This window comes from Croceibacterium segetis (assembly GCF_011320115.1).
In the GTDB taxonomy this organism is placed as follows: domain Bacteria; phylum Pseudomonadota; class Alphaproteobacteria; order Sphingomonadales; family Sphingomonadaceae; genus Croceibacterium_B; species Croceibacterium_B segetis.
In genome coordinates this window covers 1-19372 of sequence record NZ_JAANOZ010000017.1, presented here as the reverse complement: position 1 = coordinate 19372, position 19372 = coordinate 1, and the positions used below count along the sequence as shown (strand labels likewise).

General features: G+C 67.0%; 21 protein-coding genes and 1 tRNA gene. 17 read left to right on the top strand and 5 right to left on the bottom strand.

Features of this window, described 5'->3' with window-relative positions; genetic code table 11:
• The first annotated feature begins 1 nt into the window (after window position 1).
• From G7B69_RS14680 to G7B69_RS14655, 6 genes are all read left to right on the top strand, one after another.
• On the top strand, window positions 2-598 hold the full coding sequence (locus tag G7B69_RS14680; protein ID WP_166180616.1) for a nuclear transport factor 2 family protein: 597 nt from the start codon (window positions 2-4) through the stop codon (window positions 596-598).
• Window positions 595-1083: a nuclear transport factor 2 family protein gene (locus G7B69_RS14675; RefSeq protein WP_166180614.1), complete on the top strand. Its 489-nt coding sequence runs from the start codon at window positions 595-597 to the stop codon at window positions 1081-1083. Before G7B69_RS14680 ends, G7B69_RS14675 begins: the two co-directional genes overlap by 4 nt.
• Before the next feature lie 38 nt (window positions 1084-1121).
• Window positions 1122-1481: a hypothetical protein gene (locus G7B69_RS14670; protein ID WP_166180612.1), complete on the top strand. Its 360-nt coding sequence runs from the start codon at window positions 1122-1124 to the stop codon at window positions 1479-1481.
• Between the two features lie 51 nt (window positions 1482-1532).
• Window positions 1533-2204: a glutathione S-transferase family protein gene (locus tag G7B69_RS14665; protein ID WP_166180610.1), complete on the top strand. Its 672-nt coding sequence runs from the start codon at window positions 1533-1535 to the stop codon at window positions 2202-2204.
• A 28-nt stretch (window positions 2205-2232) separates the two neighbouring features.
• Entirely contained in the window at window positions 2233-2637 is a 405-nt protein-coding gene (msrB, locus tag G7B69_RS14660; RefSeq protein WP_166180608.1) for a peptide-methionine (R)-S-oxide reductase MsrB, read from the top strand.
• A 108-nt stretch (window positions 2638-2745) separates the two neighbouring features.
• Window positions 2746-4908 (top strand): transglycosylase domain-containing protein, encoded by a 2163-nt coding sequence (locus G7B69_RS14655; protein WP_166180606.1) that lies wholly within the window; start codon window positions 2746-2748, stop codon window positions 4906-4908.
• Window positions 4909-4972: 64 nt separating this feature from the next.
• On the opposite strand, the gene G7B69_RS14650 is transcribed toward G7B69_RS14655, so the two are convergent.
• The 3 genes from G7B69_RS14650 to hflK all read right to left on the bottom strand — a co-directional run bounded on the left by G7B69_RS14650 (window position 4973) and on the right by hflK (window position 8611).
• Window positions 4973-6499, bottom strand: a complete 1527-nt coding sequence (locus G7B69_RS14650) for a Do family serine endopeptidase (protein WP_207786042.1) — start codon at window positions 6497-6499, stop codon at window positions 4973-4975.
• A 110-nt stretch (window positions 6500-6609) separates the two neighbouring features.
• On the bottom strand, window positions 6610-7452 hold the full coding sequence (gene hflC, locus G7B69_RS14645; protein ID WP_166180604.1) for a protease modulator HflC: 843 nt from the start codon (window positions 7450-7452) through the stop codon (window positions 6610-6612).
• A 1-nt stretch (window position 7453) separates the two neighbouring features.
• On the bottom strand, window positions 7454-8611 hold the full coding sequence (hflK, locus tag G7B69_RS14640; protein WP_243415205.1) for an FtsH protease activity modulator HflK: 1158 nt from the start codon (window positions 8609-8611) through the stop codon (window positions 7454-7456).
• A 92-nt stretch (window positions 8612-8703) separates the two neighbouring features.
• Between hflK and G7B69_RS14635 the strand changes: the two genes are divergently transcribed.
• The 4 genes from G7B69_RS14635 to G7B69_RS14620 are packed head-to-tail and all read left to right on the top strand — an operon-like array spanning window position 8704 to window position 13545.
• Complete coding sequence (locus G7B69_RS14635; protein ID WP_166180602.1) at window positions 8704-9669, top strand: Mrp/NBP35 family ATP-binding protein; 966 nt, start codon at window positions 8704-8706, stop codon at window positions 9667-9669.
• 3 nt (window positions 9670-9672) lie between these two features.
• The gene (locus G7B69_RS14630) at window positions 9673-11946 is read left to right on the top strand and encodes a molybdopterin cofactor-binding domain-containing protein (RefSeq protein ID WP_166180600.1); all 2274 of its coding nucleotides are present in this window, start codon (window positions 9673-9675) and stop codon (window positions 11944-11946) included.
• Window positions 11943-12962 carry a ferrochelatase gene (gene hemH, locus G7B69_RS14625; RefSeq protein ID WP_166180598.1) on the top strand — a complete coding sequence of 340 codons (1020 nt, stop codon included), beginning with the start codon at window positions 11943-11945 and terminating at the stop codon, window positions 12960-12962. Before G7B69_RS14630 ends, hemH begins: the two co-directional genes overlap by 4 nt.
• A 7-nt stretch (window positions 12963-12969) precedes the next feature.
• Window positions 12970-13545, top strand: coding sequence for a hypothetical protein (locus tag G7B69_RS14620; RefSeq protein ID WP_166180596.1), 576 nt, complete (start codon window positions 12970-12972; stop codon window positions 13543-13545).
• On the opposite strand, the gene G7B69_RS14615 is transcribed toward G7B69_RS14620, so the two are convergent.
• Window positions 13542-13703 carry a DUF1674 domain-containing protein gene (locus G7B69_RS14615; RefSeq protein WP_166180594.1) on the bottom strand — a complete coding sequence of 54 codons (162 nt, stop codon included), beginning with the start codon at window positions 13701-13703 and terminating at the stop codon, window positions 13542-13544. The genes G7B69_RS14620 and G7B69_RS14615 overlap by 4 nt on opposite strands.
• A 29-nt stretch (window positions 13704-13732) precedes the next feature.
• Between G7B69_RS14615 and G7B69_RS14610 the strand changes: the two genes are divergently transcribed.
• Entirely contained in the window at window positions 13733-14995 is a 1263-nt protein-coding gene (locus G7B69_RS14610) for an RsmB/NOP family class I SAM-dependent RNA methyltransferase (RefSeq protein WP_243415204.1), read from the top strand.
• Here the strand turns inward: G7B69_RS14610 and msrA are convergent.
• Window positions 14992-15531 carry a peptide-methionine (S)-S-oxide reductase MsrA gene (gene msrA, locus G7B69_RS14605; protein ID WP_166180592.1) on the bottom strand — a complete coding sequence of 180 codons (540 nt, stop codon included), beginning with the start codon at window positions 15529-15531 and terminating at the stop codon, window positions 14992-14994. The genes G7B69_RS14610 and msrA overlap by 4 nt on opposite strands.
• 77 nt (window positions 15532-15608) lie before the next feature.
• Between msrA and aguB the strand changes: the two genes are divergently transcribed.
• The 6 genes from aguB to G7B69_RS14575 all read left to right on the top strand — a co-directional run.
• Window positions 15609-16460 (top strand): N-carbamoylputrescine amidase, encoded by an 852-nt coding sequence (gene aguB, locus G7B69_RS14600; RefSeq protein WP_166180590.1) that lies wholly within the window; start codon window positions 15609-15611, stop codon window positions 16458-16460.
• A gap of 258 nt (window positions 16461-16718) precedes the next feature.
• A complete protein-coding gene (gene folK / locus G7B69_RS14595; protein ID WP_166180656.1) occupies window positions 16719-17270 on the top strand; it encodes a 2-amino-4-hydroxy-6-hydroxymethyldihydropteridine diphosphokinase in 552 nt (183 codons plus the stop codon).
• Window positions 17233-17308: transfer RNA gene (locus G7B69_RS14590), tRNA-Lys, on the top strand. The genes folK and G7B69_RS14590 overlap by 38 nt, the downstream gene beginning before the upstream one ends.
• A 363-nt stretch (window positions 17309-17671) precedes the next feature.
• Complete coding sequence (locus G7B69_RS14585) at window positions 17672-18322, top strand: hypothetical protein (RefSeq protein WP_166180588.1); 651 nt, start codon at window positions 17672-17674, stop codon at window positions 18320-18322.
• A gap of 277 nt (window positions 18323-18599) precedes the next feature.
• Window positions 18600-18965: a hypothetical protein gene (locus tag G7B69_RS14580; RefSeq protein ID WP_166180585.1), complete on the top strand. Its 366-nt coding sequence runs from the start codon at window positions 18600-18602 to the stop codon at window positions 18963-18965.
• Between the two features lie 56 nt (window positions 18966-19021).
• A partial coding sequence (locus G7B69_RS14575) for a hypothetical protein (protein ID WP_166180583.1) occupies window positions 19022-19372 on the top strand: 351 nt, incomplete at its 3' end.

Sequence of the window (19372 nt, the reverse complement as noted above, 5' to 3'; positions counted from 1 at the left end):
CATGCCGAAATCCATCGCCCGCGCGGCCTTCGCCGCCGCCCTTCTCACCTTGACCGGAGTTGCCTCGATGCCCGCAGACGCCAAGCAGCCGACTTATTCCAAGAGTTATGCCGAGGATCGCGCCGAGATCGAGGACCTGATGGCGCGCTACCTCTTCGCAATCGATTACTTCGACTGGGATTCCTACGTTGAGACCTTCGCCCCCGACGGCGAGCTCGAATTCGCCAGCGGCACCTCGAAGGGGCGCGAGGCGATCCGCGCGGCGGTGACCAGCTTCAGCAAGCGGATCGGCGAATTCTACCACACCGAGGACGGCAAGCCGGCGATCCTGCGCCACGTGATCCTGCAGTCGTCGATCCGCGTCGAGGGCAATCGCGCCTGGGGTCGCACGCTGTGGGTCGAGATGGCCAACCACGGCCCCAAGGACACCATGAAGATGGGCACCTACGGCATCTACGAGGACGAGTTCGTGAAGCTCGACGGCAAATGGCTGATCGCCAAGCGCCGCGTGCTCAACGAGTTCCTCAAGGGCCGCCAGTCGGGCCCGACCAACCCCGTCCGTGACATGGACGCGCTGGCGGTGGCTTCGAAGAAATGAGCTACGCCGCCGACCGCGCGGAGATCGAGGACCTCATGGCCCGGTATCTTTTTGCGATGGATTACCACGACGCCGACACTTATGCCGAATGCTTCACCGAAGACGGCGAACTCGACTGGGCCATGGGCGTGGCGAAGGGGCGCGAGGCGATCCGCGCCGAGGCGCTATCGTTCAAGGCGCGGATCGGTGAGATATTCAAGGACAGCAGCGGCAACCCGGCCAATCTGCGCCACGTGGTTGCGCAGAAGGCGATCCGTGTTGAGGGCGACCGAGCGTGGAATACCGGCTTCTGGTTCGAGATGACCAACGGCGGCCCGGACTGCTCGATCGCCTTGCCGAGCTTCGGCATCTACGAGGACGAGCTCGCGCGGATCGATGGCCGCTGGCTGTTCACCCGGCGCAAGATTTGCAATGAATTCCTTCCCGGTCGTGAGTCGGGCCCGGGCAATCCGGTGCGGACCATGGACGCCATGCCTGCGACCTGACGGTTGCCATTCAGCTTCGCTCGGTTAGGAGCGTGGCCATGACGCGCATCCTCATCGCCGCCGCCCTCGCGCTTGCCGCCACTCCGGTGCTCGGCCAGCATCCTGCTCCGCAGCTCACCGTTGCGCAGCAAACCCTGCTGCATTGCTCGGCGACCTTTGCGCTCGTTTCGGGCCGCCAGCATGCCGGCGACAAGGAAGCGCTCGCCTTTCCCGACGTCACAGCTCGCGGCCGCGAGTATTTCGTGCGCGCCCTGGTCCAGCTGATGGACGAGGCCGGGCTCGACCACGAGACCGTCGCCAGGCTGGTGCAGGCGGAGGCCGCGAAGCTGCAGGATTCGGCCGAGTTACTCAAGCAGATGCCCAACTGCCTGGCCTCGCTCGACGCCTCCAAACTGTAACTTCAAGCGGGCAGTAGACGCGCCGCGCGCCTTGCGGCATGGCGAGCCGCCATGTGGCAATTGCATTGCTTTCCCCTCTGTCCGTTCAGCCGCAAGGTCCGCCTCGCCCTCAGCGAGAAGGGGGTGGCCTTCGAGCTTGTCCGCGAGAATCCCTGGGAAGGTAGCGATGCGTTCTATGCGCTCAATCCGGCGGGCCGCACCCCGGTGCTGCGCGACCCGGGCAAGCCGCTGACCCTGATCGACAGCCAGGCGATCTGCGAGTTCTTCGAAGAGACAGTCGACAAGGCGCCGCTGATCCTCGGCACCGCCGCGCAGCGCGCCGAGATCCGCCGGCTGGTCTCGCTGTTCGACGAGCAGTTCTTCGGCGAGGTTACCCATCCGCTGCTGCACGAGCGGATGAAGAAGCGGCTGATCCTGCGCACGCCGCCGGATTCCAAGCTGCTGAGAGAGACCATGCGGCTTGCGCACGAGCACCTCGACTACATCGACTGGCTGATCGACAACCGGCGCTGGCTCGCCGGCGCGCAGCTGACCCTCGCCGATTTCGCCGCCGCGGCGCAGATCTCGGTCGCCGACTACCTCGGCGGGATCGACTGGTCGGGGCATGACGAGGCGCACGGCTGGTACCGCGTGATGAAGAGCCGGCCGAGCTTCCGTCCGCTGCTGGTCGAGAAGATGGAAGGCATTCCCGCGCCGGCAGGATATAGCGATCCGAACTCCTGACCCCATATTTCAGCCGAAGGAGAATCCGATGGCCGAGAAGATGCACTTGTCCGACGCCGAGTGGCGTGAGCGACTGACCCCGGAGCAGTACGCGATCCTGCGCCAGAAGGGCACCGAGCGGGCGTTTACCGGACAGTACGAGAAGAATAAGGCAGCCGGCGAATATGTCTGCGCCGCCTGCGGACAGCCGCTGTTCGAGAGCGACGCCAAGTTCGATTCCGGTTCCGGCTGGCCGAGCTTCACCCGGCCGGCCGAGGACGGCGCCGTCGAAGAGCATCGCGACGTCGGCCACGGAATGGTTCGCACCGAAGTTGTCTGCGCACGCTGCGAGGGGCATCTCGGGCACGTCTTTCCCGACGGCCCGCAGGAGGAAGGCGGGCTGCGCTATTGCATCAACAGCGCCGCGCTCGATTTCAGGCCGGAGGATAACTGAGCGCGGCTTGCGGCCTGGCCGTTAACGCTGCGTTTTGTTTGCCCTATGCACGGCAGCGTTAGAACACCGGGCGGCGGGACGCGCCCATTAGACGGCTGATAGGGCCAGATGGCTGACAAGCGGGGCTCGCGCTCCAGGCAAAGACGCGAAAACGAGCGGCGGCGGCAGGAGAAGCCTTCGCGCAGCGGCAGGGGCTGGCGCCTTTGGCTCCGCCGCGCGCTCGTCTGGGGCGGCTCGTTCGCGTTCCTCCTTGCATTTGCGCTTGGCTGTGCGGTGTTCTTCGCGGCCCGCTCGATGCCGAGCTACACCACGTTGATGGGCAGCCAGAACGGACAGACCATCGTCGTCCGCGCCCGCGACGGCAGCGAAATCGTCGAGCTGGGGCCGAACTACGGGCAATGGCTGAGCTGGAACCAGATCCCGCAGCCGATGAAGGATGCCATGGTCGCCGTCGAGGACCGGCGCTTCTACCATCACCTCGGCGTCGATCCGCTGGGGCTGGCCCGCGCGGTCTACGTCTGGGCGACCGGGTCGAAGCGGTTGTCGGCGACCTCGACGATTACCCAGCAGCTGGCCCGCAACGTGTTCCTAAACTCCAACCGTACCTTCGACCGGAAGTTGCGCGAAGCCGTGCTGGCGATGGCGCTGGAAACCAAGTTCTCGAAACAGCAAATCCTCGAGCTCTACCTCAACAAGGTCTACTTCGGCGGCGGCGCCTACGGCATCGATTCAGCGAGCCGAAAGTTCTTCAGTCATCCGGGCACCGAGATTACCGTTCCCGAGGCGGCAATCATCGCCGGCATGGTCAAGGCGCCGAGCCGCTTCTCGCCGACTGCCGATGTCGATGCCGCCGTCGACCGCGCGAACGTCGTGCTCGGTCTGATGCGCGACCAGGGGATGATCTCGGCCTCCGAGGCTGCGGTGGATCCCAGCACGGTGCATCTCAAGAGCGAGGAAGGGCAGAACTCGGTCCGCTATTTCACCGACTGGGCACTGCCGCAGCTCGACCTGCTGCTGCCCGAGGGCAATACCGAGCCGATCCAGGTGTGGACCACGATCGACCTTGCGATGCAGAACGCGGCGACCAAGGCGATCGACGCCAACGTGCCCAAGGGCGCGCAAGGGGCGCTCGTCAGCATGGACCGCGACGGCGCAATCCTGGCGATGGTCGGCGGCACCGACTACGTGAAGACAAATTACAATCGCGCCACCGAAGCGGTGCGCCAGCCCGGTTCGGCGTGGAAGCTGTTCGTCTACCTCGCCGCGCTCGAGGCCGGCTACAGGCCCGACGACAAGGTCAAGGACGTGCCGGTGACGATCGACGGCTGGAGTCCGAAGAACGAGGGCGGCTATGCCGGCGAGATCGACGTGCGCAGCGCGTTCGCCTACTCCAAGAATACCGTCGCCGCACAGCTTGGCAACGAAGTCGGCTTCGGCACGGTCGCGTCGATGGCGCGGCGCTTCGGCATCACCACGCCGATCTCGACTTATCCCTCGATGGTCCTCGGCGCTTCCGAAGTGCGGGTGCTCGACATGACCCGTGCCTTTGCCGAGGTGTCCGCCAAGGGGCAGTCGCTCGAACCCTACGGAATCATCAAGGTGGCCACGGCTGGCGGCCGGGTGCTCTACCAGCACCAGGCGCAGGGCAGCAGCCAGCTCGTCCCCGACTATGTCGCCGCCGGGATCACCGACCTGCTGCAGACCGCCGTCAATACCGGAACGGGCCGGGCCGCGCAGATCGGCCGGCCGGTGGCCGGCAAGACGGGCACCACCAATTCGAACAAGGACGGCTGGTTTCTCGGCTTCTCGAGCGGGATCACCACCGGCGTGTGGATGGGCCGTGACGATGCCAAGCCGGTCGGCGGGCTCTACGGCGGGACCGCGCCGGCGCGGGCCTTTTCCGATTTCATGCGGGTCGCGGTGAAAGATCGTCCGGTCGAGCAATTCGAGACCGAAGCCAAGCTGCCCGATTGGCAGCTCGAACCCGACGACGAATACATGCAGGGCGATCCGCAGGACTATTATTTCATCGACGAGAACGGCAACCTGGTGTCGCCGCCGGGACCCGAACAGCCGCGCGCAAATTCGTCCCCTCCCGACGCGACCGAGCCCGAACGTCGACCCAGTAGCCCACCGGTTTCCGGACTGCCCACCCAGGCGGCAAGCGACGATTTCCTCGAACGCGCGACCGGCAGCAACGTCCCGCGCGAGCCTGCTCCCAGGCGCCCCGCGCCGAACGCCACGCCGCGCGGTTATCAGCCGCAGCAGTAGCTATTGCACCAAAGAAGTGGCCCTCCCCGCGCGCGCGGCCTGTATTTGCCTGGTGCGTGAGCCGTTAGCGCAGACGGATCGGCACGGAGATCGCCGGACCGCCGCGGGCCTGGGCCCGCAGCAGGATCGCCGGGCGTCCGGCTGCCTGGGCGCTCTTGACGATCGTTTCGAGCTGGGCCGCGGTAGTGACTGGCTGGCCGTTGGCGGAAAAGATCACCGTCGCCCGGTCCATGCCTTTCTGGCCGGCGTCCGAGTTCGGGTCGACGTCCGTCACCACGAGCCCCTTGGTAGTCGGATCGAGGCCGAGCTGGCCGGCGATCTGCGGAGTCAGCGGGATCGCACGGATGCCGAGGGCCTTCTCGAGCACACCGCTGCCGGTGTCGCCCTGCGGGGCCGGCGTCTGGTTATCGCCCTTGGCGTTCGGGTCGAAATACTGCTGGGCGAGCTGGTCTTCGCTCGGCCGGCGGCCGACGGTCGCTGTGATCGTCGAGCGCTTGCCGTCGCGCAGGATGGCGATCGGCACCCGCGTACCCGGCGCGAGGTTGGCGACGATGTACGACAGCGTCTGATCGGGAGTGATTTCCTTGCCCCCGACGCTCAGCACGACATCGCCGACCATCAGGCCGGCTTTCTCGGCCGGCCCACCGGCTTCGACCGACTGGACGAATTCTCCGCGGTTGTTGGGAATGCCCAGTGCGTCGGACAAGTCGCCTGTTACCGGCTGGATGCGCACGCCCAGGTAGCCGCGCAGGATTTCCTCGTGATTGATCAGCTTTTGCACGATCGGCGAGGCGATCTCGGCCGGAATAGCGAAACCGATGCCGACGCTGCCGCCGGTCGGCGAGTAGATCGCGTTGTTGATGCCGATGACGTCGCCATCCATGTCGAACAGAGGCCCGCCGGAGTTGCCGCGGTTGATGCTCGCGTCGGTCTGGATGTAGCGCTCGTAAGCGCCGCCGCCGGTGTTACGCAGCACTGCGGAGATGATGCCGGCGGTGACCGTGCCGTTGAGGCCGAATGGCTGCCCGATGGCGATCACCCAGTCGCCCACGCGCGCATGACGCGAATCGCCAAAGTGCACGAACGGGAACGGCTTGGTGCCCTTGATCTTGAGCACCGCCAGATCCGAGGCCTGGTCGTTGCCGACAAGTGTCGCCTCGTAGTCGGTGCCGTCGGATGTGGTGACGGTAATCTGCTCGACCTTGCCTTGGCCGTCGGCGGTGATCACGTGGTTGTTGGTGACGACATAGCCGTCGGCCGAAATGAAGAAGCCGGAGCCGAGCGACTGCGCCTCGCGCGTGGTCGGCTGGGCGCTGCCGCCCTGGCCGCCGAACAAGTCGGCGAACGGCGTGCCGGCAAACGGATTGCTGCTGACCGTGATCTTCTGCCGGGTCGAGATATTCACCACCGCCGGCATGAGCTGCGCGGTCAGGTCGGCAAAGCTCGCCGGGGCGCCGGCGCGGGGCACGACGCGAGCTATGGCGCGGTCGTCGTTCTGCGCCACTTGCGCGCCCGCCGGATAGCCGGTTGCGAGCGAGATGGCCGCTCCTCCGAGCAGCAGGGCCGAGGTGATGGCGTATGAATAGCGCACGGGCTTCACGTCCTCTTTATCCTCTCTTCACGGGCGCCGCAGCGCCCAGAATTACAAATGTCGTCGCCTTTCAGCCGCCCAAGGCTGAACCGCGCTTTAATGTCGCCCGCTCAGCGGCCGCGGAATTGCCGCAGATACTCGTTGTCGGGCGACATGATGATCTGGCTCGACCCGCCGTCGCCGGCGAAAGTCGTGTCGTAGCTCTGCATCGCGCGGTAGAAATCGTAGAACTGCGGGTCCTTGCCATAAGCGTCGGCGTAGATCTTGGCGGCCGAGGCGTCGGCGGTGGCGCGGATGATCTGGGCGTTGCGCTGGCCCTGCGCGCGGATCGTCGCCGCTTCCTGCTGGCGCGCGGTGCGCATGCGGGCAAACGCCGATTCCAGCGGTGTACCATCGGGCAAGTCGGCCCGCTTGATCCGCACGTCGATCACTTGCGCGCCGTACTCGCGCGACTGGGTGTCGAGCAGCTTGCGAATGTTCTGCATCGTTGTTCCGCGCTCCGCCGTCAGCAGTGAAGCGAAGCTGCGGCGCCCTAGTTCCTGTCGCACCACGGATGAGAGGATCGGGGCGAGCTGCGATTCGACGTTCTCGACCGTTCCGGCGGTCTGCACCATCTTCACCGGATCGATCACGCGGTATCGCGCGTAGGCGTCCACGTTGAGCCGCAGCTGGTCGGTCGACAGCACCTGCTGCGGCTGCATGTCGAGCGAGAGGACGCGCTTGTCGATGTACTCGACGCGGTCGAAGAACGGGATGCGCCACCAGATGCCGGCGCCGGTCCTGCCGTACGGCTGGTTGGGTTTGAACTTGTTGACCACCGAGATCGGTTCGCCGGTGCGGATGATCACCGCCTGCTGGGTCTCGGGAACGACGATTATCGTCGAGAGCGCCGCGACGACGAGGACGGCGAGCGCGATCAGGCTCAGCTTGTGGTTCTGCCAGACGCTTTCCATCTTACTGCCCCTGGTCCGGTGCGGCGCCGAGATCGGGCTCGGCGCGGCGCTTGAGCTCGGGCAGCGGCAGGTAGGTCGTCACCCCCGGCGCCTCGACCACAACCTTGTCCGTCTTGCGCAGCACACGCTCCATCGTCTCGTAATACATCCTTCGGCGGGTCACTTCGGGCGCCAGCTTGTACTGGACGTAGACCTTGTCGAACGAGGCGGCGTCGCCCTGCGCGCGGGCGAGGACCTGCTGGGCGACCGCTTCGGCCTGGTTGACGTAACCTTGCGCTTCCTGCTGCGCGGCCGAGACGTCCTTGAACGCGTCCATCACTTCGCTCGGCGGGTCGGTCTTCTTGATTTGCACGCCCTGGACCGCGATGCCCGAGCGATAGGCGTCGAGGACCTGCTGCATGCGCAGCCTCACCGCCGCCTCGGTGTCGGCGCGGCCGGCGCCGGAAAAGATGCTGTCGAGCGATTCCTCGGCCACGGACGAGCGCATCGCCGATTCGGCGACTTCCTTCACGGTGTCCTCGGGATTGAGCAGCTGGAAACGGAATTGCTTCAGGTCCTTGATGTTCCAGCGCACCACGTAGCTCAGGTCGACCAGGTTCTGGTCGCCGGTCAGCATCAATTGCTGGCCGCTTCCCGCGGGTATGGCTTCGATGCGGAACTCGCTCGTGTTCTCGACGTCGACATGCTGCAGCGGCCACGGCAGCGTCCAGCTCAGGCCGGGGTGCAGCGTGCTCGTGTACTTGCCGAAGGTGGTGACGATGCCCTGTTCCTTGGGGCCGATCTGATGCGTGGTGGTCACGGCGAGCCACAGCAGCACGATCGCGCCGATGGCGAGCGGGAACCAGCTCTTGCCGTCCGGCCGCTGCGGCAGGCGAAAGCCGCCGCCGGGTCCGCCGGGTCCGCCACGACGCGGGCCTTCGCGGCCGCGATGCTTGAAGATGTCCTCGATGCCGGCCGAGCGCCGCGGCTTCTCTTCGTCGCCGCCGCCAGCGCCGGGCAGCCACGGATTGCGCGGGCCTTTCGGCTCTTCGCTCGACGGCGGAGGGGTTGCCTCGCCGTCATTGTCCTCGTCGCCGCCGGACGGCCCCTTGCCCCAAGGGCTGCGCTTGCCCGCCATCGCCAGCGCGATCCTTTCGATCAGCCCGCCCGTTCGTTCCATCGACACCCTTATAAGTATCGCCCTGCGGAAAAACAGGGGCGGTCCCAAGTTTTCGCTGCGCGGCGGCGGGAGGTGCGTTAGGGCGCCTGATCATGACGGAGCAAGAAATCAGGGAAGCCCTGCCGACCCAGGCGGTCGGCCGCGTCAGGACGATTACGCTGAAGGATGGCACGGCGACGCTGGTGGTCGACGCCTCGGGCCTGTCGCGGGGCGACGCCGAAGCGCTCGAGGCGGCGATCCGTACGCGCCTCGAGGGGCTCGAAGGCATCGACACCGCGCGCGTTGCGTTGATGGCCGACAAGGTCACCCGGCGAATCGTCGCGGTCGGCTCGGGCAAGGGCGGGGTCGGCAAGTCGACGCTGACGGCCAATCTCGCGGTCGCGCTGGCGCGGATGGGGCGCAAGGTCGGCGTCGTCGATGCCGACGTCTACGGACCCTCGCAGCCCACGCTGCTCGATGCCGCGAACCAACGCCCGCAGGCGCGCGAGCAGACGCTGTTGCCGGTTGAAACCGAGTTCGGCGTCAAGTTGCTCAGCATGGGCCAGCTGGTCGAGCCAGGCCGGGCGATCGCCTGGCGCGGGCCGATGGTCGGCAGCGCGCTCGGGCAGATGATGGACGCCGACTGGGGCGACACCGAGGTCTTGCTGGTCGACTTGCCGCCCGGCACCGGCGACGTCCAGCTGACCATGCTGCAGAAATTCCGCCCGGCCGGCGCGGTCATCGTCACCACCTCGCAAGACCTGGCGCTGATCGACGCCACCCGCGCACTCAACCTGTTCAAACAGGCCGGGGTACCGATCGTCGGTCTGGTCGAGAACATGGCCGGTTATGTCTGCCCGCATTGCGGCGAAGTGTCGGACCCGTTCGGCTCGGGCGGGGCCGAGGCAGCGGCGCGCTCGCTGGGCGAGGCGTTCCTCGGCCGCGTGCCGCTGGCGATGGAGATTCGCGTCGCCAGCGACACCGGCCAGCCGCCGGCAGCCAACGACACTTCGCAAGGCCAGGCCTTCGCGGCGATCGCCCAACGGCTTGCCGCCTGGCTCGACGAGACAGGTCGCTAGCCGGTGCATGTTTCGCGGCGAGGCTTGCTGATCGGCGGAGCGGCCGGCGGCGGGCTGCTCGTCGCTTGGGCGCTCATGCCGCGCCGCTACGACGCGCCGCTTTCGACCGGGCCGGGCGAGACCGCGTTCGGGGCTTGGCTCTCCATCGGCACGGACGGCGTGGTCGCGGTGGCGGTGCCGCAGCTCGAGATGGGCCAGGGGGTGACCACGCTGCTGCCGCAGATCGTCGCCGGCGAGCTCGGCGCCGACTGGCGCCAGGTCGCCGTCGTGCCCGCGCCGATCAGCGGCGCTTACGCGAACTTCCCGCTCGCCGCGCGCTGGGCGCCGCTGTGGCGCCCCGGGGTGCCGTTCCTCGCCGACGATCCCGACGACCTGCTGCTCAAGCGCTGGGCGCAGGACGAGGCGTTCACCGCCACCGCCGAGGGCACCACGCTCGCCGCTCACGAGCAGCCATGCCGCGAGGCCGCCGCCGCGGCGCGGGCGCTGCTGTGCATGGCCGCCGCCGATCGCTGGAACGTCCGTTGGGAGGAATGCGACGCCAGCGGCGGGCTGGTTGGGCATCAGGGCAAGACGCTCACTTTCGGCGAGCTGGCGCGCGAGGCCGCCGCGTACGACCCGCCCGATCCGCCGCCGCTGCGCTCCGAGCCCCCGGCCGAGAAGGCCGCCCGGTTTCCCGATCCCGAGGCGTTGCAAACGGAGTATCCGCGGCTCGACCTGCCTTCGAAAGTCGACGGCAGCTACCTGTTCGCCGGCGACGTGCGGCTGCCCAACATGGCCTATGCGGCGATCCGCCACGGCCCCCTCGACGAGGCCGAGCTGACCACTTTCGAAGTGGAAGACGCGGCCACGCGCGGGCTCCTGGCGGTGGTCAAGGGAAAGCGGTGGCTCGCCGCCGTGGCCGAGACCTGGTGGGCCGCCGAACAGGCGCTCGACAAGATGGCTCCGCGCTTCAAGGTGGCCCGCGCCATCGAAGGCTCGCAGATCGACGAGGCGCTCGATCGCGGCGTGCGGCGCGGCAAGCCGCAGCGCGTCGCCACCCGCGGCAAGGGCGACGAGACGATGGGCGCCCTGACGATTGCCGCGCGCTACGACGTCGCCCCGGCCCTGCACGGCACGATCGAGACCGCGAGTTGCACCGCCCGGTTCGAGAACGGCAAGCTCCAGTTGTGGCTCGCGAGCCAGGCGCCGGAGCGGGCGCGCCGCGCGGCGGCTAAGGCGCTCGGGCTCGGGCTCGGCGACGTCGTGCTCTACCCGATGCCCGCCGGGGGCAGCTTCGACCGGCGGCTCGAGCACGATCACGCAATCGAGGCCGCGCTGATCGCGCGCGAGGCCGGGCGGCCGATCTCGCTGGTGTGGTCGCGCTGGCAGGAGCATCTCGAGCTGCGTCCGCGGGCGCCAGTCGCCGCGGTGCTGTCGGCGCGCACCACCACCCCGACCGGGTTCATCGAAACCTTTCGCGCGCGCCTCGCCACGCCGCCCTCGGCGCTCGAATTCGGGCGGAGGCTGTTCGACAACAAGACCGGCTGGGCGGCGATCGCGGCGGTCGACGGCGAAACCGACGCGATGGCGCTCGAAGGCCTGATGCCGGCCTATTCGATCCCCAACGTCGCGGTCGATCACGTGCCGGTGGCGATCGGCCTGCCGACCGGCCGCCTGCGCGGCAACGCACATGGCTACACGGCGTTCATGGTCGAAAGCTTCATCGACGAGGTCGCCCACCAGCACGCCCAGGAGCCGCTCGCCTTTCGAATGTCGATGCTCGGGCAGGACCTGCGGCTGGCGATCTGCCTGCAGCGCGCGGCGCAGCTCGGCGAATGGAGCGGTGGCGGCGGCGGCGCCGGCCAAGGCATCGCCTGTCACCGGATGGGTGACGAGAAGACCGGCGGGCGCATCGCGCTGGTCGCCACCGCGAGCACCGGCGAGGGTGGCGTGCGAGTGAGTAAGCTGGCGGCTGCGGTCGATATCGGCCGGGTGGTCAATCGCGACCTCGCCTTGCAGCAGATCGAGGGCGGGCTGGTCTTCGGCCTTGGCCTCGCGCTCGGCTCGGCGACCGATTACGAGCGCGGGTTGCCGACCTCGGGCCGCCTCGCCTCGCTGCAATTGCCCTCCCTGGCCGATTGCCCGGAGATCGCGATCGAGCTGATCGACAGCGACGAAGAGCCGTTCGACCCCGGCGAGATCGGAGTAGCCCCAGTCGGGCCGGCGGTCGCCAACGCGCTCTATTCCGCGACCGGGCTTCGCGTGCGCCGCCTCCCGCTGCTATCGGGCGAAGAATGAGCGCGAGAAACCTTCCCGAGGATCACCCGCCGGTCGCGAGCGGAGAGATCGGCCTGCTGCTGCTCAACCTCGGCACGCCCGACGCACCCGACCCCGCTTCGGTGCGGCGCTATCTCGCCGAGTTCCTCTCCGACCGCCGGGTCGTCGAGATCCCGTGGTGGGCCTGGCAGCCGATCCTGCGCGGGATCGTCCTCACCACGCGGCCGAAGAAGAGCGCGCATGCCTACAAGCAGGTGTGGACCGAGGCCGGCTCGCCGCTCGCGGCGATCACCCGGGAGCAGGCGGCGAAGCTGCAGCAGCGTCTGGGCGCGGCGGTCAAGGTCGCCCACGCCATGCGCTACGGCAACCCGGGCATCGCCGCCGAGCTGGAGAAGCTCGTGGCCGGGGGCTGCGAGCGTATCCTGCTGGCGCCGCTCTATCCGCAGTACTCGGCGGCGACGACCGCCACGGTCGTCGACAAGGCGGCCGATGCGCTGCGGGCGATGCGCTGGCAACCGGCGCTGCGCACCCTGCCGGCCTACCACGACGATCCACTCTATATCGAGGCGCTGGCGAAGGACCTCTCACGCCAGCTCGATGCGCTGACCTTCCAGCCGGAGGTCCTCCTGCTCAGCTTCCACGGCATGCCTGAGCGCACGCTGCACCTCGGCGACCCCTATCACTGCCAGTGTCGCAAGACCGCGCGGTTGCTCGAAGAAGCGCTCTCCCGCCCCAGGTTGCGCATGGTGACGACGTTCCAGAGCCGCTTTGGCCGCGCCAAGTGGCTCGAGCCGGCGACCGATGCGGTGCTAGGCGAGGAGGCCGCGAAGGGTACCCGCCGCCTGGCCATCGCCGCGCCGGGGTTCGCGGCCGATTGCCTAGAAACGCTCGAAGAGCTGGCGATCCGCGGGCGCGAGCAATTCCTCGCCGCGGGCGGCGAGCACTACGCCGCGCTGGCCTGCCTCAATGCCGGAGACGCCGGGATGGACATGCTCGAAGCGATCGTGCGGCGCGAGCTGTCCGGCTGGATCGCCTGACGTCTTGATGACGGTCGAATACCTGATCCTCTTCGCTATCGTTTTCGGCGTAAACCTGATGCCCGCATTTGGTCCGCCGACCTGGACGATCATCGTACTGTATGGCCTCAATTCGAGCCTGCCGGTTCCGATCATCGTGATCCTCGGCGCGCTTGCCGCGGCTTCGGGCCGTTTCACCCTGGCGAATGGATTTCGGCTGCTCGCCCATCACGTCTCGCAGAAGGCCAAGGCCAATCTCAATGCCGCGCGAGAGGCTCTCGAGCGCAACAGGCGCAGCGGTTTCATCGGGCTGGGGCTGTTCGCGCTGTCGCCGCTGCCGTCGGCCCAGTTGTTCGAGGCGGCGGGACTCACGGGGGTGCGATTGCTGCCCTTCACACTGGCCTTCTTCGCCGGGCGGCTGGTCGCTTACGCGATCTATGCCGGCAGCGCGAAAGCGGTCGAAGGCCTGACGCTGGGCGACACGTTCAAGGAGACGCTGACAAGTCCGGTCGGGATTGCCATCCAGGTGGCGATGCTCGTTGCGCTGGTCGTGCTGGTGAAGGTCGATTGGGCAAAGCTGCTGGCGAAGGAAGCGCGCGATTAGAAGTCGACGGCGATGCCGTTCCTGACCCAGTCGCCATAGCGCGTCGGACTCAGCTCCTCGTCGGCTTCCGCACCGGGCCGGGGCTCGGGCGGCGGATCGCTGCTCCAGTGCGCGGGCTTCCTGAAGCCGTCGGGCCGCTTGATCGCGCGCTTGCTCATGCCATGGAAATGGGCCCGCTGGCGCCGCGATGCAATCGCGGATAGGGCGCGACGCGATGCCCGATACCTCCGGACTGCCCGCGCGCCGCGCCGCGCTCAAGTTGCTCGACGCGGTGCTGCGCCGCGGCGAGACGCTCGAGAACGCCGAGGCCGCGGCCACGCGGGGGGTGGGCGCGCCCGCCGACCGCGCGCTCGCCCGCGCCATCGCCGGCGAGGTCTTGCGCTGGCTCATCGATCTCGATGCGCTGATCGACAGCGCGACCCGGAACAACCTGCCCGACGACGCCAAGCCGCGCACCGTCCTGCGGATGATGCTGGCCCAGTGGCTGCGGTTCGACACGCCGCCGCACGCGGTGGTCGCCACCGGGCTGCCGCTGCTCGCCGGCGGGCCGCGGCGGCTGGCGCACGGAGTGTTCTCGGCCCTGCACAAGCGCGGCGTCGCCCTGCCGGCCGCGCCGACTCTGCCGCCCGCGGTCACTGCCCGCTGGGGCGAGCGCGGCGAGGCGATTGCCGCCGACCTCGCCGAGCCGCCGCCGCTCGACCTCACCTTGCGCGACCCCGGCGCGACCGGCGAGTGGGCCGACAAGCTCCCCGGCGTGAGCCTCGCCCCCGGCCATGTCCGCCTGCCGCGCGGCAGCTCGGTCGCCGAGCTGCCCGGCTATGGCGAGGGCGCGTGGTGGGTGCAGGACTTCGCCGCCTCGCTCCCCGCGCGATTGCTCGGCCCGGGCGAGGGCCGCCGCGCGCTCGACTTGTGCGCCGCGCCCGGCGGCAAGGCGCTGCAGCTGGCGAGCGCGGGCTGGCAAGTCACCGCCGTCGACAAGAGCGACAAGCGCCTCGACCGCCTGCGCGACAACCTCAAGCGCACCAGGCTCGACGCCAAGATCTGGATCGCCGACGCGCTGACCTGGGAGCCGGCCGAGCCGTTCGACGCGATCCTGCTCGACGCCCCATGCACCGCCACCGGCACCTGCCGACGCCACCCCGACGTGCTCCACCGCATCGGGCCAAGGCAGATTGCCGAGATGGCCGCGCTCCAGGCCCGCCTGCTCGAACACGCCCAGCGCTGGCTCAAGCCCGGCGGGGTGCTGGTCTACGCCGTCTGTTCGCTCGAGCGCGAAGAGGGTGAGGACCAGGCGGCTCACGTCTATCTCGCTCCTTTGCCCATAACCGCCGCCGAACTCCCCGCCGGCTTGCAACCCACTTCCGAAGGCTGGCTGCGCACCGACCCTGGCATGCTCGCCCAAGCGGGCGGCCTCGACGGATTCTTCGTCGCCCGCTGGCGCGCGCCCTAGGCTTTCACTTTCGCCTGGAAGCTCTTGCGCAGTTTCAGCAGCTTGGGCGGGATCGTCGCCAGGCAATAAGGATTCCGCTGGCCTTCGCCTTCCCAGTATTCCTGGTGGTAGTCCTCGGCCGGGTACCACACGGCAGGGCCCTCGATGGTGGTGACCGCGCGGCTGCCTTCGTGCTCGGCGTTCCAGCGCGCGATCGCCGCCTCGGCCTCAGCGCGCTGGGCCTCGTCGAGCGGGAAGATCGCGCTGCGGTACTGCGTGCCGACATCGTTGCCCTGGCGATTGAGCTGGGTCGGGTCGTGCGTGCCGAGGAACACGTCGAGGATCTCGCCGTAGGAAATCGCCGACGGATCGTAAGTCACCCGGATCGCCTCGGCGTGGCCGGTCTGGCCGCCGCAGACCTGCTTGTAGGTCGGGTTGGCCACGGTGCCGCCGATGTATCCGCTCTCGACCTCGCTCACCCCGACCACGTCGCGGAACACCGCCTCGGTGCACCAGAAGCAGCCGCCGGCGAGGATGGCGGTTTCGTTATCGCTCATGCTGGTCTCCTTTGCCGCCGAGATAAGCACGCGCGCGCATCGTTGCCAGCCCGCAAGCGAAGCCCTAATCGGCGCCGATGGACACGCTCACCGTCGCCGCGCTGCAGCTGCACCTCAACCTCGAGGCCGAGGCCGACAACATCGCCGCCGTCTCCGCGCTCGTGGAAGAAGCGGCGGGGAAGGGCGCCAGGATCGTCCTCCCGCCCGAGCTGTTTTCCGGCGGCTATTTCTGCCGCGAGGAGGACGACCGCTTCTGGGTGCTCGCCCGGCCGACCGGGGAGCATCCCTCGGTGCTGGCGATGCAGAAGCTGGCGAAAGCGCTCAAAATCGCCATTCCGACCAGTTTCTTCGAGAAGGACGGCCAGCACTACTACAACACCCTGGCGATGATCGACGATGCGGGCGAGATCCTCGGCACCTACCGCAAGAGTCACATCCCCGACGGGCCGGGCTACGAGGAGAAGTTCTATTTCCGCCCCGGCAACACCGGCTTCAAGGTGTGGGACGTTTGCGGCACCCGCGTGGGCGTCGGCGTTTGCTGGGACCAGTGGTACCCCGAAAGCGCGCGGGTGATGGCGCTGATGGGCGCGGAAATGCTGTTCTACCCGACCGCGATCGGCTCCGAGCCGCAGGCGCCCGATTTCGATACCCACCGCATGTGGCGCCGGGCGATGGTCGGCCACGCCGTCTCCAACTGCATGCCGGTGATCGCCGCCAACCGCATCGGCGACGAAGGCGGGCAGAGATTCTACGGCCACAGCTTCGTGACCAACGAATGGGGCGACCGGCTCGCCGAGTTCGGCCGCGAGGACACCGGCGCGCTGGTGGTCGAGCTCGACCTCGCCGCCGCCCGCCGCCACCGCGCCAGCATGGGCTTCTTCCGCGACCGCCGCCCGCAACTCTACGGGCGGATCTGCGAGGACATCTAGCGCGAGTCGCACCCGCGCCGGCGCGGGCGAAACGGGGTGACACTTTACGGACCCTGTCACCCTGGTGTCGCCCAAGGAACCACGCCTTTCCGCGGGTTTCCGGGCCGAGCGACGGGTGACACATTTCCTGCGCGAAAAGACCCACGCAGCCGGCTGGAGTGGTGGCATGGGGTTCGTCCGCATGGATAGAACATAAGCAGAACGAAGGTGTGTAGGAAAGCGATTTCCACGCACCTGGCCAGCGGGTAAGCCGCACGAATGGCCGCACCTGCCCACCGCTACCTGATCGCGCTCGGCTCGAACCAGCGCCACCCGCGCTTCGGCCCGCCGCGCCAGGTGCTGGCGGCCGCGCTCGAGCGGATGGCGGCCGAAGGCCTGCGCGTCACCGCCGCCGCGCCGGTGATCGAGACCGCGCCCATCGGCCCCTCGATCCGCCGCTACGCGAACTCGGCGGCGGTGATCGAAACGAGCCTCGACCGCGAAGCCCTGCTCGCCCTGCTCAAGCGCATCGAACGCGACTTCGGCCGCCGCCCCGGCGGCCAGCGCTGGCGCGCCCGCGTGCTCGACCTCGACCTGGTGCTGTGGAGCGGCGGCCCTTACGCCTCGGCGGACCTGACGATCCCCCACCCGCTGTTCCGCACCCGCGCCTTCGTCCTCACCCCGGCCGCCACGATCGCCCCCGCCTGGCGCGATCCCATCACCGGCCTGACCGTGCGCCAGCTTCACGCCCGGTTGACCGGCCCCCGCCCGCTGCCTAAGCGATCCGTCGGTCGGGCCCTTAGCTCAGTCGGTAGAGCAACTGACTTTTAATCAGTAGGTCGCTGGTTCGAATCCAGCAGGGCTCACCACGTTTTCAATGGCTTAGGAGCAAGAGGGCGGAGGCGACCTCAATCCAGGTAGCAAATAGGTATCACGACTCGAGGCATCCATTCCTCAAGGGTACCACATTTTTCTTAGGTGCGATTTTGCGTCAGCTGCTGGAATGGTGTGGTCGCACACACCCGAGAAATTTCTGCCGACCGACGAAGGGGCGGTAAGTCTGTGCGTACGGCAACAGCTGGGCCGATTCCAGACCGTCTGCTTCTAAGGGTCAAGGCGCGGGGAGCGGCTCTTTAGCAAGCAACTCTCTAGCGGCCATTCATTGATGCTGAAGAGGAGCATCCGATTTTCGGAAGCTTTGCCATCATCCGCCATGGTTGATACGAGTAGGTATGGAAATTTTCGTCAGCGTCGGGACTGGCTTGAACCCTGACCAAGAGGCGTTTGTTAGCGCCGTCGAGGCTCGGCTGCGCGCCGCCGGCCTCGTGCCCTGCACGATCGGGCGAAATACTTTCAGTGCAGATGCACCTCTGCGTGCTGTGGTTGACCTAATGAACCGCTGTGCGGGAACAGTGGTCATTGCTCTTGAGCGTTACCATTTTACAGATGGGCTGGAGCGCCGTGGGTCAGCCAAAGAAAAGCAAACTGGGGTTGTCGCTCTGCCTACGCCATGGAACCAGATTGAAGCGGCAATGGCTTACGCCCAAGGGCTTCCTTTGCTCGTCCTTGTTGATGAGCACCTGCGCTGTGATGGCTTATTGGAAAAGGGCAACGACTGGTTTGTCCAAGAGCTAGCAGTTGACCCGGCAGCCCTTAATAGCGCCACCTTCAATGGGGTCTTAGAAAGCTGGCGAAACCGTTTGTCTCAACGACAGCCGAAGTTGCCCGCGGATCGGAGCACTGAAGCCACCATCGATCCTTCCAAGATGACAATCTCGGAGCTCGTTGGCGCTCTCAAACCTCCTCAATTTTGGGCCGCGCTCATTGCTATGGCCGGAGCGCTAGCCGGCGCCTTTGCTTTGGGCGCCAAACTCGCAGGTTAGTGGCTCATAGCAAACCGCCTTTTAGCCAGGTTGAAACTAGCGCGAGAATTCGGAGCAGCGGAGGCGGACCAGCAGTTCCTCACCCCAAAAGTCCACCGTCGGACGAAATTCTACCGACCCTGAAACCGGTCATCTGCAGGTTACCATTGAATCGGCAAGACCTGGGCCGAATGCGGACTGTCGCCTTTCGAGGGGAAAAACTCGCAAAGCTGCCGTTCGTGGGCAAGCCTCGATGGTAGGCGTTGACGCTGAAGTTTGTGACTGATCTATCGACACAATGCCTGAAGGCCTTAAGATATTTGTCGGCGGTATCGTCGTATTGGCCTTGTTCGCCGCGCATATTTGGCTGTTGGGGCTTTTGAACGACAAGTTGGACTCAAGAGCCGAAGCCGTTGAGGCAGCGAATCTTGGTCAGGCCAGTGCCACGGCGGAGCGTTTGGTCGTGCAACTTGGAACGATCCTAATAAAGACGATCCGCGCACTGGCTTGGCTTACAGGATTGTTGGTACCGCCGTGTCTTGTCCTAATTGTTTACGAAGGTGCTTGGCTCTATTTGCCGATTGTTACTGCACTTTCTCTTGGCATGTTATTGATCGTGAATTGGTCGGATCTGACCCTTCGGGCATTGAACCGCGAGACGTAATCTAGAACGTCTCCTTATGGCCGGTTGTGGACTGGCAGCTTTAGGCCGTGGCGAACTTGATTGCCGTCATTCGGCATTCCAATCTCCGCCAGCCCGACGCACGCCTGCTGGCCGCTTGGCAAACCGGCTCGTTCAGGACAAAAGCGACCTCAAACAAGAAATACGGGACTCGCAGTCCCGCGGGAGGGGTCAACATCATGCGCATTCTGTCTTTGCTTCTTCCTGTAGCCGTCATGCTCGGTGTGGGAGCGCACGCCGCTGCGGAGGAAACGCACGCGCGCATGGACATGCCCGCGCAGGCAGCGCTTTCCGCGGCCCATCCGTCGCGCTGGTCCGATCCGGCGTCGTGGCCCGACGGTAAAGTGCCGGGCGAAGGCGACGCGGTCACGATTGGGCGGGACAGGGCG